This is a genomic window from Tunturibacter psychrotolerans (assembly GCF_040359615.1).
Lineage (GTDB): Bacteria > Acidobacteriota > Terriglobia > Terriglobales > Acidobacteriaceae > Edaphobacter > Edaphobacter psychrotolerans.
This window is the reverse complement of sequence record NZ_CP132942.1, coordinates 1826605-1840134: the sequence shown is the minus strand read 5'-3', so window position 1 is coordinate 1840134 and position 13530 is coordinate 1826605. Positions and strand designations below refer to the sequence as shown.

Below are 13530 nucleotides of genomic sequence, written 5' to 3'. Positions count from 1 at the left end.
CCCTATGTCGCGAGGATGGGAGAGTAAATCCGTGGAAGAACAGCAAAATCAGGCTGCCGCTCCGAAGCCTGTCACCGCAAATGATAATGCCGAGGTGGCAGAACGTAAACGAAAGCGACAGGCGCTGGAACTGCAACGGGAACGTATTCTTTCGGAGCGGACCTCAAGCCCGCACCGGCGATCCGCTCTTACGGTTGCGCTTGCCGATATCGAAGAGAAGCTTTCGGAACTTGGTTGGTCAATCCACATGTAGAGTTTTTTGACTGCTGTGACGAGTGGATAAGCTGGTTCAGCCGCGACTGCGCCGTGGCATTGAGCGGCTTATTTGAGTGTCGACATTTTGGGCTGGCAAAACGAAGGGCCGCTACGAGCGGCCCTTTTGGGTTTGTAACAAAGAGGTTTACTGAGGAGTTGCCGGAGCTGGCGTGGCATCAGGGCTGCTTTGTTCTACTCCGATGGCGTCTCCCGAGACGACAAGGTTGACGCGACGGTTTTGGGATCGGCCCTGTGCAGTCGCATTGTCCGCTACAGGCTTGGCCTTGCCGTAACCAGTGGCGGAGATGTTGTCCGGCTGTACTCCCTGTGTGACCAGAAAGTCGCGCACGGCGTCGGCGCGATTTTCAGAGAGCTTCTGGTTGTACGCGTCGCTTCCCACGCTGTCGGTGTAGCCCTCGACCTGGACCTTTAGACCGGGATAGGCTTGCAGAATGCCGGACACCTTGGCCAGACTGATCTGCGTGTTGGGCTTGAGGGTGTAACGGCCTGTATCGAAGAGGACGTCGGACATGTTGACGATGAGGCCGCGCGCCGATTCGCTGGTGGCAAGGACGCTATTGAGTTGAGAACGCAGCTTCTCGCGAACGGCGTTTGCGTCTGTTGCGCTCTTGTTAGCGGCGGCAGCGCGAGCCTGCGCTTCGGCAGCAGCTGCTTCGGCACGGGCACGGTCTGCATCAGCCTCGGCTTGGGCGGCACGGGCACGTTCAGCTTCGAGTTGAGACTGTTGAGCCTGTAGCTGCGACTGTTGGGCTGCGGCCTCAGCATCACGCTTGGCGTTATCGGCATTCAACTGCCGCTCGGCGGCCTGCTTGCGCAGAGTGACTAGACGGGCGTCTTCAGCACGCTGCACGGCTTGGCGTGCAAAAGTAATCTCCAGCCTTTTATCGGCTTTTTTGTTCTGGTCAATGTCGGTGGCGTTGCGAAGATCCTGCTTCGCCTCTGCCATGATATCGGCGGCGTATTTATCTGCCCCGGCGTCCTGTGCGATGCGAATGGCGTTATTGGCCTGATAGAGCTCAAGAGGAGACTTTTCATTCCGGGTGATCGGATTGAGGTTCGAGGTTGAGCCTTCGGTCTGCGCATAGGAGCCACGCGCCAGTAGAGAGTAATGTGCGTTCACTTTTTCCAGTACGCCTGTGGTTTTGTCGTTGATGATCACGTTTTGGAGCACCACGACGTCGCTTGGCTGGGTTACGGAGAAGTAGGGTTCTGCCGTGACGATCATTCCGAAGGACTGCAGGGCTGTCGTGACTTCGATGTTGTTCTTGTTATTTGAGGGAAGAACTTCACCCAGATTGTTGGGGCGGCCGTCCGGAGTAATTGCCCATAGTACGTAGGTTAGATACTCGGGGCCAAAGCCGTTGGCCGGAGTGAGACCTTGAAATCGGGCTTCAATATGGATTCCGCCGCGTTCACTGGTGACTTTTGCCTGGCCTTTGGCGAGAGGAAGAAGCGCCGTACCCTTGAACCCAATATTGGTCGAACCGCTGCGATGGAGGTAGTTAACAGCGTCGAGATCGCGTTGGACTACCTTCACGCGATAGATGTAAATTCCGTTATCCTGTTTTTTGATCTCATTCGAGTCTTGCGCGGGAGCAGTCTGGGCGGTGGGGTTCGGCTCCTGGGCGTGCAACGCTGTCGATGTTGATCCCCAAAGTCCGGCAAAAACCACCAGGGCAATAAAGAAGTTCTTGTTGCGATACATTCACGATCTCCTTGCCGTACACAAGCTTATGGCGCAGGCGCGCGGAACTTTGCTCACGCTTGGCGGTTATATCATGCGATGCGGAGGATGGGGCAAAGGGTGTCCAGAAGGCTATTGCTTCAGATGGCGCGGTCTGTATCTTGATGAACGATAAGATACTGAAAAAGCTAGGCTTGCTGGGATGACCAAAGAAAACGGCGACCTCGTGAATGGAGGTCGCCGTTTTCTTTGGTCTCTTGTTTTATGCGCTGTGCTGATGCTGCGGCGTGGTGCGATGCACGAAGTGATACGGGGGCCAGGGGCCGGAGAGCTGCATGCGGCAGTCTTTGAGCTCAAGCGTGGCGGAGGTGTACTTATTTTGATACCGCTCCACGGTCTTGTTGTCGATCAGGTGGGCGATGTCCAGAAGCATCTTGCCGGTATCCATGCGTTTGCAGGTGATCTCTTCGGCCAGTGGCAAAAACATGCGATGCATCTGGATGGAGAGCGCGCGGGCCTTGGACTGGCGCTCGCGTTGACGACTGGCGCTCTCGCGCAGGCTGGTCAAATACTGCTGACCGACTGTCATGTCCCGAGCTGAGTTGCCAGGGCAGATGTCGTCGACCAAGACCTTGAGGTGCATCTCGGCCTTGCCGCGGAGACGCTCGACATTGGCCTGGAAGTGACGTTGGTTGGAGCGAACGGAGCGGCGCAGGGCGTCGTCATCTTGAAAAGTCGTGCCAAAACGGAAGGGCAGAACGGTGGAAAGCTTAAAGCAATCTGCGACAACGCGTGCGTGGTCTTTGGCGGCCTGCTGGTCGAGCCGGGCGGTGTCTTCGGGGCTGTGCTCGGAGACGATGACCGCCAAGTCGCTGGCAGGAAAGAGAAACGTTTGATTACCGAAGAGCCCCGACACGTTGGTCAGAGGCATCGGGCGGCGGTGGCGGCAAAGTTCTGGAAATGCTTGTCTCTCTGCGACGCAATACGCGTACCATGCCATAATTTTTATCCTTCCGAGCACGCTGAGGGGTCTAACTGCCCCATCAGGAAGTTGGTTATGTAACTCAAACCGATACGAAAATTTTGAGGGAACTCTTCATTTCAATAGGTTTTTTGGCCCTGAGAAGCATGCGATTTATCGCAAACTCCGGCGAACCGAAACGGATAGTAAGCCTATTGAAGTACGATTGGCAACACTTTCTTCTCCGAAGAGATGCACTATTTTCTGTGCGAGGGTCTGCTCCCGATTCTTCACTTTGCCAGGTTTGACGAGAGCTCGCACCAATCGGATCGGCCCGAAGATACGCGGATCGTGGAGCTTACGGTCAGCGACCTACTCTTCGGTTGAACTTTTTCTAACCAGGAGGGATCGGCGGTGGGGTACGCCAGACCAAGTCGATCCGACACAATAATCGGCTTGGCAGACAGACTCTGGCGGGGCTGGAGGTGCCGACCAGACGCAACACTTTTCAATGACACGAACAACCGTTTGCAATATTCACCTCGGAAGTTCCTCAACTTCCGCACAGGCTAGGCTATTTTTAACGGATGAGCCCAAACTACGAAACTACCCCTGGCATCAGGCGCGGTAAGTGGCGCAGTCTGTTTGTCTTGAGCCTGATCACAGGCACCCTGTTTCACCTGGCACCGCAGGCATGGGCCCAGACCGCTGCGGCCAAACCGGGGCCCGATGTCGTCGTGTTTACCAATGGAGATCAGTTGACGGGGACACTGGAGCAAGCGACCGGCGACTCCTTCGTTTTTAAGAGCGACGTGGTTGGCGAGATCACTGTGACTGCGGACAAGATCAAAGAACTGCACACCGCGGGTAAGTTCGTCGCGTTGAAGAACGGCGAAAAGGTGACACGCACCTCCAAGACACCGGCGACGATGACCTATCAGGACAATGCGGTAGCGCTGGCGGACCACACATCCTCAAGCGTTGTCGAGACGATTCCAGTGAAAGATCTTTCCGCTTTGATCGACGGCGCGACTTACACCAAAGAGGTCTCCGGAAATCCAGGAATCTTCCAGGATTGGACAGGGGGAGTGAGCGGCGGAGTGACATTGGTCGAATCGACGAACACGGGAGAGACATTCACTGCGGCAGTCAACCTGATACGGCTCGTTCCTTCAGTCACGTTTTTGTCGCCGCGGACCCGCGACACCATCGACGTGCTCGAGACCTACGGCAAGTTGACGCAACCTGTGATTCCGCAGACGACCCCACCGACGCCGGACTCGGTGGCAAAGACAAACATCTTCCACGCTGATGCAGAGCACGATAAGTACTTCACTCCGCGGCTCTACGGGCTGGTCGGGTTATCGTACGATCACAACTTCTCACAAGGACTAAACCTGCAGCAGATCTACGGCGGTGGTATCGGCTATACGGTGATCAAGACGCCAGTTCAGGAGTTTGATGTTAAGGCGGATATTCACTATGAACGACAGAACTTCGTGCCTCCGACTGCGAGCAACAATCTAATTGGATCGAGTTTCTCAGAGCTATATCACCGGAACCTGCCGCATAAGATACTGTTCACAGAGTCCGGAACGTTCATCCCCGCATGGAACGATCCCAGCATCTATTCCGCTATCTTCGAGGCTGGATTGCTGCTGCCCACGTACAAACGCTTCAGCCTCAATCTGGATCTGCAGGATAACTATCTAAGCAATCCTGCGTTTGGATATAAAAACAACAGCTTCCAGTTCGTGACGGGTGTGACTTACACGCTGAAGTAGCGTGGCTGCATGCGCGAGACGTTTTCGCGCCCGTGCGCTAGACCATTGCTGCGTCTGAATGTTGTTGTTTACGGAGTCGGCGAGTCAAGGATCTGGGTGACTGGGCCGGGTAGATCTTTGTCGGCATTCTTGAGGAGCAGGCTGACCTGCCACATCTGCGTATCGGAGAGTACGTGCTTGTAAGATGGCATGCCTGAGAGGCGGATGCCGTTGGCTACCTTCCAGTACGTCTCACCGGGCTCGTCATCGCTGACGCCGACGACATCGCTAGTTTTGTGCTTTTTCCAGAGTTGCGGCGCGGTGGGAAACATCGTCTTGGCGAACGCTACATCGCGGCCGGGCGTACCGTGGCAGCTGGCACATTGAGCGCGATAGATGTGTGCTCCCGATTCGAAGACATCTTCGCTGATACCGAACGGAGCGGCTTTGGACTCGCGCTCGATGCGTGCGTCCAGAGGAAGCCGGACGATCTGCTTTTCGAAGGGGAGGGGCGCGTCGGCGACGGCGACCGGCAGCGGGCCGAACTTGAGATAGGCAAAAAGTCCCAGGGCGACGGCCACGATTCCTAGCAGAAAACCGAGAAAGAGCTTGCCAAAACCACCGCCGCTACTGCTTTTTTTCGCCATCTTGAGGAAACTCCTTCGGGGTGAGGGCCGCTTTGAGGCGCGGCGGATGTTCTAATAAGGGGATGGCCGCAGTTGGGTTTCCAGCCAGCAGGTCTTAAGTTTCACAATAGCAAAGCCAAGCTTGTGCAGGAGTAATCGTTGATGTTCGGTTTCAGGTCGAGTGTAAAGAAGGTTGCAGGATTGTTGCTGGCGGGGTTGATGGCCAGCGGAGCGGTTGCTGTACAGGCACAGGTAACGCATAGGACGCGACGGGAGTCGAGCGCCAATCGCAAGGCCCGCATCGCGAGGACGACAGCAGAGACTTACGACCATCGATATGAAGTCGCAGGCGGCGGCGGCTACATGCGTTTCAAGTCCGGCTCATTGCTGCAGAGGAATAATGAGGTTACGTTTTGGATGACGGGGACATACTTCCTCAATCCGAAGCTGGGCATTATCGGTGAAGTTCGCGGAGCATATGGGAATGCGAAGATCGCGAATAACCTTGGCTCTCCTGTTACCCTTCCCTTCAATCCGCAGATCTCGCAGTACCCATTCCTGGGCGGAGTGGCGTACCGGGTATACGCGAAGGAGAAAATCGCGGTGACGGTGACCGGCGAGGGCGGAGCTGCGCTGGGCAAGTTTGATGGCGACGCCAAGGGCTTTCAGTCGAAGGATATCGGGGTGTGGCAGGACGCGACCAAGCCTGCGTTCGCCCTGGGCGCCAACTTCGACTACAACTTCTATCCGAATATCGCGTTCCGAGTTTCTCCGACATACCTGGCGACTTTCTTCCGGCTCGATCCGTTGGATCTGACGCATGGGCCGCAGAGCACGATCCAGAACAACTTCGGCGTCAACGTCGGCGTCGTGTATCGGTTCGGAAAGATCAAGTAAGAGACGGTTGGTTTTCAAACGGGTGCGGCGAGAGACCTCGCTGCACCCGTTTTGTTTTGCGCCGAGTTGATCTTCGGTCGTGGGTCTACGCAGAGACCTTCAGGCCAGAGATGCTGGAGCGCAAGTAAAATGCTGTAGCGGAATTATCGTGGAGGCAGTTTGTAATGGCGACGATCAAGCAGGACGACTTTATCCGGAGTGTGGCGGATGCGCTGCAGTACATCAGCTTTTATCACCCGGTGGACTACATTACCAACCTGGCACGAGCCTACGAGATGGAAGAGAGCCACGCCGCCAAGGATGCGATGGCGCAGATTTTGATCAACTCGCGCATGTGTGCTGAGGGTCATCGACCAATCTGCCAGGACACCGGGATCGTGACGGCGTTTGTGAAGGTGGGAATGGATGTCCGGTGGGGGGCTGGCATCGGCGGCATGATGACAATGCAGGAGATGGTCGATGAAGGCGTGCGCGAAGCTTGGCGGAATGCTGACAACGTCTTGCGGCCGAGCATCCTTGAAGATCCGGCGTTCACAAGGAGAAATACGGGTGACAACACACCGGCGATGGTGGTGGTCGAGCTGGTGGAAGGCGGAGACGTTGACGTTACGGTTGCCTCGAAGGGCGGAGGCTCGGAGGCGAAGAGCAAGTTTGCGATGCTGAATCCGTCGGACTCGCTGGTGGACTGGGTGCTGAAAACGGTGCCGACGATGGGTGCGGGTTGGTGCCCACCTGGGATGCTCGGGATCGGAATTGGAGGGACTGCGGAGAAGGCGATGGTAATGGCGAAAGAGTCGCTGATGGACCCGATCGACATGCAGGAGTTGATCGCGCGGGGAGCCAAGACGAAGATCGAAGAGCTGCGGATTGAGCTGTATCACAAGGTCAATCGGTTGGGGATCGGTGCGCAGGGGCTGGGCGGCCTGACGACTGTGCTTGATGTGAAGATCATGGATTTTCCAACGCACGCGGCGAACCTGCCGGTCGCGATGATTCCAAACTGCGCGGCGACACGGCATCTCCACTTCAAGCTGGATGGAAGCGGACCGGTGATGGTAGATCCGCCGAAGCTGGATGCTTGGCCGAAGCTCGAATATGACGTACACACGGCGCGGCGAGTCGATCTGAACGCAGTGACGCATGAGGACGTGAAGACGTGGAAGCCGGGCGAGGTGATTCTGCTCTCGGGCAAGCTGTTGACTGGGCGTGATGCTGCGCACAAACGAATGACCGACATGCTGACGCGAGGCGAAAAACTGCCAGTCGATTTCAAGAACAGGTTCATCTACTACGTTGGGCCGGTGGAGGCAGTGCGTGACGAGGCCGTTGGGCCTGCGGGGCCGACTACAGCGACGCGCATGGACAAGTTCACACGGCAGATGCTGGCTGAGACCGGCTTGCTGGGCATGATTGGCAAAGCAGAGCGTGGACCTGCTGGAATCGAGGCGATTCGCGAGTTCGAGGCGGTATATTTGATTGCAATCGGCGGCGCGGCGTATCTGGTCTCAAAAGCGATCAAGAGCTCGAAGGTCCTGGCGTTCGCGGACCTCGGAATGGAAGCGATCTACGAGTTCGAAGTGCAGGACATGCCTGTGACCGTGGCCGTCGACACCAAGGGAACCAGCGTCCATACGACAGGTCCGGAGGAGTGGTCGCGTAGAATCGCTGGAATTCCAATCTTGCAATAGAGAGTGAATCGGCTTCAGTGCCGTATCGCGGCGACAGAGGATTGTTTCCTGATCTTTTGGTTCTCGCTCGTTTGTTTTTCCATGCGACGTTGAGCAAAGAAGCGACCACAGGGCGGGCAGATAAAGTTCAGGAGTGGCACCCAGGCGAACAAGAGCGCGATGATGGCGACGGTGATGATGAGGGCGATGATTTCGTCGGACATGTGACTTCTCCAGGCCTCGCAAGAGGCGGTTTAGGGAATGGGGAGGCATGGCTCCTCGCTCATGAGGAAAACCTGCAAAGCATCACAATTGACTCGGATAGGTGTTGTTCGCTGGAGACGATTCGATCCGAGAACGGGCCCGGTCGTGCGTCGAGCGGAGGGCGCTCCGACACCAGCAGTATGCCACAGGCCCTAAATTCAGGCCACATCAATTTTTCGTTCAAGTGCAACTCCGCTGGAACTTAGGAGATGCGGGAGGGATGCTCTGCCGGTGGCACCGGTTTGGGCTTGCGACTCAGAACGAAGCTGCGGCGCTTGCGGCGTTTGTCGGAGGCGTGGTCAATCTTCTGCCAGAAACCGATGAAGTAGTCGATCGCAGAGATGATCGAGACGATGGTCATCCAGTAGATGGCGGTGACGGCGATGAAGTGAACGCCGACGACGTAGCCGCCCCAGTTCCAGTAGTCCCATCGGTGCGCGAGGATGGCCGCGACGACGGAGACGATCTGAATGACAGTCTTCAGCTTGCCGATCTCGCTGGCTTCGATCGTGAAGCCTTCGGTAGCCGCGATACTGCGTAGTCCTGAGACCAGGAACTCGCGGCCGATGACCAGAACCGCGATCCATGGTGGAACGACTCGGGGATTGTATGCCACCAGAATAATGTAGGCGGCGGTGACCATGAGCTTGTCGGCGAGGGGGTCGAGAAGGATACCCATGGTGGTGATCTGTTTGCGGCGGCGAGCGAGGTAGCCGTCGAGGCCATCGGTAATGCTGGCGAGGATGAAGACGATGCTGGCGATGATCTCCTGTTCGCCGCCGCGCAGGCCCGTGGCGCCGTGACCACCCGTCAAGGGGAACACGGGCGAGAGTATCCAGATGAGCAGCGGGACGCATGCGATACGGCTCATCGTGATGGAGTTTGGCAGATTCATCGAGAGGTTACGCGGCTCGCGGCAGAGGCACCAACAATAGCATTCTGCCACAGTAAGACGCGCGAAAGTGCGAAAGGCTCATGCTGACCGGAAGTTGCAGGGCGTGATGCCATGGAGAAACGCAGGCCGACGCTCCCTCGGGCATGTCTTTGTCACGATTCAGGTTGTCCAGCAGAGGGCCAGACTTTCTTGAGAGTTATCGGCGAGACGGCTGGGAGGTTTAGTGAAGTCCCATACTCGCCGAGACAATCCTAAAAGCTCCCACTGAGCAGCAGCTGAAGACGGGAGTTCCCCTGCATAACTCCTTTCCCCTCAGAGCGCCTCTACCTTCGCTCCAAGACGCCGATAGAGAAGACAGGTCGAGCGTGCGACATGCTGATCCGAAGTGTCCTGCCCAAGACGATCACCTTTTGCGCTCTGAGCCTACCGGCCTTGGCTGCGATGGCCCAGCAGTTTCAGCAGCCTTTGGTGATCGCGACCGGAGACTGGCCATCTGGAGTTGTGGCTGCGGATTTGAACGGTGACGGCAGGACGGACCTGATCTATACCGACTACGGTGCTACCCAGACTGCATCGACCACTCATATTTTGTTAAGTAACGGAGATGGAACCTTCACAGTCGGCCAGACAATCCCCACGGCGGGGGCGTCGATTGCTGTTGCAGACTTCAATCATGATGGGCACGCGGACCTGGCATGGGTGTGGGGTGCGGTTGAACTTGGGAAAGCGTATCTGGCGTTGGGGAACGGCGATGGGACGTTTGCATCTGCACAGCAGCTTGGAACCTTCGCGATTTTAGGAACGGCTGCACCTCTGTTCCGTTACGTCAAGGGCGCGCAGCTGCACGATACGGGATACATGGATCTGCTGGTGGAAGACGCTGCGAACCCTTCGTTGTTCACATTGACGAGCGACGATAGCGGAACTCTGGTGAGGATCGTCGGAACGCAGCTCCAGGGCGGTGTCGGCCCAATGATGACTGCTGATTTGAATGGGGATGGGCATACCGACCTGGTCATTCAGTCTGTCACAAATGGCGTTGCAGACGTTTTTCTTGGATCGAGCGATGGACTGCTGACTCCTTCAGGGGTTTACGCGGGGTCAAGTGCTGCGCAGAGCATGTTGCTGTATGACGTAGACGATGACGGACATCCTGACCTTGTGTTGGAGGGCATCGATGGACGGGTTGAGATCTTTCATGGAAACGCGGATGGAAGTTTTTCGACCGTGTCGGAGGGCGGAAGTGGGAACGCGGACGCGACGACAGGCCTGGGAGGACATCTGGTCGCGGTAACTGCTGCCTTAGGACGACAGATCTTTTATACGGCGACTCCGGCAGGCATGAGCGTGTTGCTGGAGAAGAGTGATTTGAATCTCACTCTGGGGGGGATCTATAACGCGGGACCGGGTCGAACAAGCTTTGCGTCTGGAGACTTTAACGGCGATGGAGTTCTCGATGTGGCAGTCGATTCGCCTGAAGGAATCGCAGTGCTGCTTGGAGACGCGGATGGAAGTCTCGGAAGCTCACGCGCGTTTGCGGCAGGGAAACCTGCACTGAGCGGAGCTTTGGGAGAGTTCAGCGGTTCGAACAATCTGGACGCGGTCGTGAATGTGGCGGCGTCACAGGCACTGCTGCTGCACGGGAATGGGGACGGAACGTTTGCTGGTGCAGCCACGCCGACGACTTCGAAGGTGAGTGCTTCCCCAAGCCCTCAGGTCGTCTCCCTTCCGGGAGCACCACGTGCTGCGGGTCTTGTGCAGGCAGCATTGGTGACCGAAGATCTCGATGGGGATGGCAATCAGGATGTGATCGTGGCGTATGACAACCCCAGCGCCGATCACGCTCATCCCGCGGCGACTGCGTCGAACGCGATTTATATCTGGTACGGCAACAGCGATGGGGGCTTTGAAGCTCCCGTCGTGACGTCGCCGTCGCGAAACTTTTACCAACTGGCGGTGGCCGATGTGAATGGCGATGGGCGGCCGGATCTGATGATGAGCGACGGATACGTGGTTAGTGTTCAGAACAATCTCGGGGGACGAGTCTTTGGCGAAGAAGAGCACTTTCTGGCGGGAATGGGGATCAACTCCATCTCGGCAGGCGATGTAAACAAGGATGGATATACGGATCTGGTGATTGCCAATGGCGGTACGGTGATCGCGAATACGGCGATCAGCAGCCTAACGACACCGGTGAGCGGTGGTGTGACTACCGGCGGGATCACGGTGTTGTTGAACAGGATCAAGACAAAGGCTGTTCCGGAGATCCCGACCACGGTAGTCTTTACCCTTTCGACACCATCGACGATCTACTTCGGGCTGGTGGTGAGTGGGTCTGCACGGGTCGCCGCGAGTGATGGAAGTACACCGACGGGAACAATCTCTTTTTTCGATGGCCCGACAAATATTTGCACAATTGCTGTGACGCAGGCGGCGAGTTGCCCACCTGGTGCAGGTTCCGGATTCGCCGTAGGAACACATACGTTGACGGCGGCGTACTCGGGCGATGCGACGCATATGGGATCGACCTCAGCGCCGGTGACGGTGACGGTGCTACCGCTTGCCACGATGACGGATAAGTTCAGCATTTCAGTAACTGGTTCTTCGACCACAACAGTGGGCGGAACGGTGAACCTGCAAGTCGCGGTGATTCCTCAGACCGGATCTACGGCACCGGTATTGCTGTCGTGCGGAGATCTGCCGGCAGAGGCGACGTGTGCGTTTCAAGCACAGACGATTCCGGGAAGCGGCGGGACGACAACGCTGCGACTGAGCGTGATGCCTCCACGATCATGCGTGGTCGCGGATTCTGAATCGAGAACGGCCAGTTTGCCGTTTGCGAGTACCATCCTCGCAGCCTTCATTGTCATACTCATACCCGGTAAGCGAAGACGGGCGATCAAGAGTCTGCTGGTTGCCGTCGTTGCGATCTTCGGGATTGCTTCGCTAACAGGATGCGGATCCTGCACGAACCTGGGGACGAAGCCCGGAAGCTATACGATTCGAGTCATTGGGACGGGGACCGGGCAAGTTGAGAGCGTCGTGACGGCGAAAATAAGGCTCACGGTGGACGAGTACTGCTCCGATGACAGTAGCAACTGCTACTAGACCAAAGAGGCAGCCTTTTGAGCTGCCTCCTTTATATTGCAGCGAATTTAGGAGTTAGGCGTAGATACCGCGCTGCTTGGTGGTGTAGGCTACGCGGTCGATTGCGAGCATATACGCGGCGATGCGGTTGTTGACTCCGTGGTTCTGAGCGTAGGTCACGACATCGTTGAAGCTCTCGGTCATGATGTTGTCGAGGCGCTGATTGACTTCAGCCTCCGTCCAGAAGTAACCCATCCGATCCTGCACCCACTCGAAGTAGCTGGTGGTAACGCCGCCAGCGTTGGCGAGAATGTCGGGGATGATGAAGACCCGCTTGTCGGCGAGGATCTCGTCGGCGATGGTGGTGGTGGGGCCATTGGCGCCTTCGCAGAGGATCTTGCAGCGTATGCGATCTGCATTCTTGCTGGTAATGACATTTTCGGTCGCTGCGGGAATGAGAATCTCGCAGTTATACGTGAGGAGTTCGCGTTTATCGGCGGCCTCGGCCTCGGTGAAGCCGTTGATGGTGCCAGCGTTCTTGCGATGCTCGATCAGGGCCGGAATGTCGATTCCTTTTGGGTTGTAGAGGCCGCCATCAAACTCGGCGATGCCGATGATCGTGTAGCCCTTCTGCGCGAGCAGTTTGGCGGAGTTGGAGCCGACGTTGCCGAAGCCTTGAATGATGACACGGCAACCGTCAATGGACATACCGAGATGCTTGATCGCCTCGTCGCAGACGACGGAGACTCCACGGCCAGTAGCTTCTTTCCGTCCGCGTGAGCCGCCGAGGTTGACGGGCTTGCCGGTGACGACGGCGTTCACGGTCTGGCGCATGTGCATGGAGTAGGTGTCCATGATCCATGCCATGGTCTGCTCGTCGGTGCCCATGTCGGGCGCGGGAACATCTTTTTCCGGTCCGATGAATTCCATGAGTTCGGCGGTGTAGCGGCGAGTCATGCGCTCGAGTTCACCCTGGGACATCTTTTTGGGATCGCAGATGACGCCGCCCTTGGCTCCGCCGAAAGGGATGTTAACGACGGCGCACTTCCAGGTCATCCAGGAGGCGAGTGCGCGGACTTCATCGAGGGAGACGTCTGGGGAGTAGCGGATGCCGCCCTTGGCAGGGCCGCGGGCCACTGAGTGCTGAACACGGTAGCCGGTGAAGACTTCGATCGAGCCGTCATCCATGCCGACGGGGATGTGAACGATAAGTTCGCGGGATGGGTAGCGAAGGACCTTCCAGATGCCTTGATCGAGATTGAGTTTCTGTGCGGCGAAGTCGAACCGAGCGGCCTGGGCTTCCCAGGGATTAGTCTCCTGCTCGAGCGTAAGGGTCTGCATTTTTACTTTCCTTTGTTCTGTTGCTGGTATCAGCGATTCTCCGGCCATCTTGTGCCTCCGCTAGAAGCA

The 13530-nt window shown here is 57.0% G+C and carries 11 protein-coding genes; 5 read left to right on the top strand and 6 right to left on the bottom strand.

All coding sequences use genetic code 11. From position 1 onward, the window contains the following. Positions 1–31: 31 nt before the first annotated feature. Positions 32–253: a hypothetical protein gene (locus RBB77_RS07560; RefSeq protein WP_183976537.1), complete on the top strand. Its 222-nt coding sequence runs from the start codon at positions 32–34 to the stop codon at positions 251–253. 147 nt (positions 254–400) lie between these two features. Here the strand turns inward: RBB77_RS07560 and RBB77_RS07555 are convergent, their stop codons facing one another. Together RBB77_RS07555 and RBB77_RS07550 are read right to left on the bottom strand one after the other, a co-directional pair. Continuing rightward, positions 401–1981: an OmpA family protein gene (locus tag RBB77_RS07555; RefSeq protein WP_353066098.1), complete on the bottom strand. Its 1581-nt coding sequence runs from the start codon at positions 1979–1981 to the stop codon at positions 401–403. A gap of 241 nt (positions 1982–2222) precedes the next feature. Next, entirely contained in the window at positions 2223–2960 is a 738-nt protein-coding gene (locus tag RBB77_RS07550; protein WP_353066096.1) for a GvpL/GvpF family gas vesicle protein, read from the bottom strand. A gap of 548 nt (positions 2961–3508) precedes the next feature. On the opposite strand from RBB77_RS07550, the gene RBB77_RS07545 reads away from it, so the two are divergent. Beyond that, positions 3509–4705, top strand: a complete 1197-nt coding sequence (locus tag RBB77_RS07545; protein WP_353066094.1) for a DUF481 domain-containing protein — start codon at positions 3509–3511, stop codon at positions 4703–4705. 68 nt (positions 4706–4773) lie between these two features. On the opposite strand, the gene RBB77_RS07540 is transcribed toward RBB77_RS07545, so the two are convergent. Next, positions 4774–5331 (bottom strand): c-type cytochrome, encoded by a 558-nt coding sequence (locus tag RBB77_RS07540; RefSeq protein WP_353066092.1) that lies wholly within the window; start codon positions 5329–5331, stop codon positions 4774–4776. Between the two features lie 141 nt (positions 5332–5472). On the opposite strand from RBB77_RS07540, the gene RBB77_RS07535 reads away from it, so the two are divergent. Together RBB77_RS07535 and RBB77_RS07530 are read left to right on the top strand one after the other, a co-directional pair. Further along, complete coding sequence (locus tag RBB77_RS07535) at positions 5473–6207, top strand: outer membrane protein (RefSeq protein ID WP_353066090.1); 735 nt, start codon at positions 5473–5475, stop codon at positions 6205–6207. Between the two features lie 164 nt (positions 6208–6371). Further along, entirely contained in the window at positions 6372–7895 is a 1524-nt protein-coding gene (locus RBB77_RS07530; RefSeq protein WP_353066088.1) for a fumarate hydratase, read from the top strand. A gap of 14 nt (positions 7896–7909) precedes the next feature. On the opposite strand, the gene RBB77_RS07525 is transcribed toward RBB77_RS07530, so the two are convergent. Further along, on the bottom strand, positions 7910–8098 hold the full coding sequence (locus RBB77_RS07525; protein ID WP_353066086.1) for a hypothetical protein: 189 nt from the start codon (positions 8096–8098) through the stop codon (positions 7910–7912). A 242-nt stretch (positions 8099–8340) separates the two neighbouring features. Next, the gene (gene pgsA / locus RBB77_RS07520) at positions 8341–9033 is read right to left on the bottom strand and encodes a CDP-diacylglycerol--glycerol-3-phosphate 3-phosphatidyltransferase (protein ID WP_353066084.1); all 693 of its coding nucleotides are present in this window, start codon (positions 9031–9033) and stop codon (positions 8341–8343) included. Between the two features lie 372 nt (positions 9034–9405). Here pgsA and RBB77_RS07515 point away from each other — a divergent pair, with 372 nt between their 5' ends. Then, positions 9406–12141, top strand: a complete 2736-nt coding sequence (locus RBB77_RS07515; protein WP_353066082.1) for an FG-GAP-like repeat-containing protein — start codon at positions 9406–9408, stop codon at positions 12139–12141. A gap of 54 nt (positions 12142–12195) precedes the next feature. Here the strand turns inward: RBB77_RS07515 and RBB77_RS07510 are convergent, their stop codons facing one another. Next, positions 12196–13461 (bottom strand): Glu/Leu/Phe/Val family dehydrogenase, encoded by a 1266-nt coding sequence (locus tag RBB77_RS07510; RefSeq protein WP_353066080.1) that lies wholly within the window; start codon positions 13459–13461, stop codon positions 12196–12198. Positions 13462–13530 lie beyond the last annotated feature (69 nt).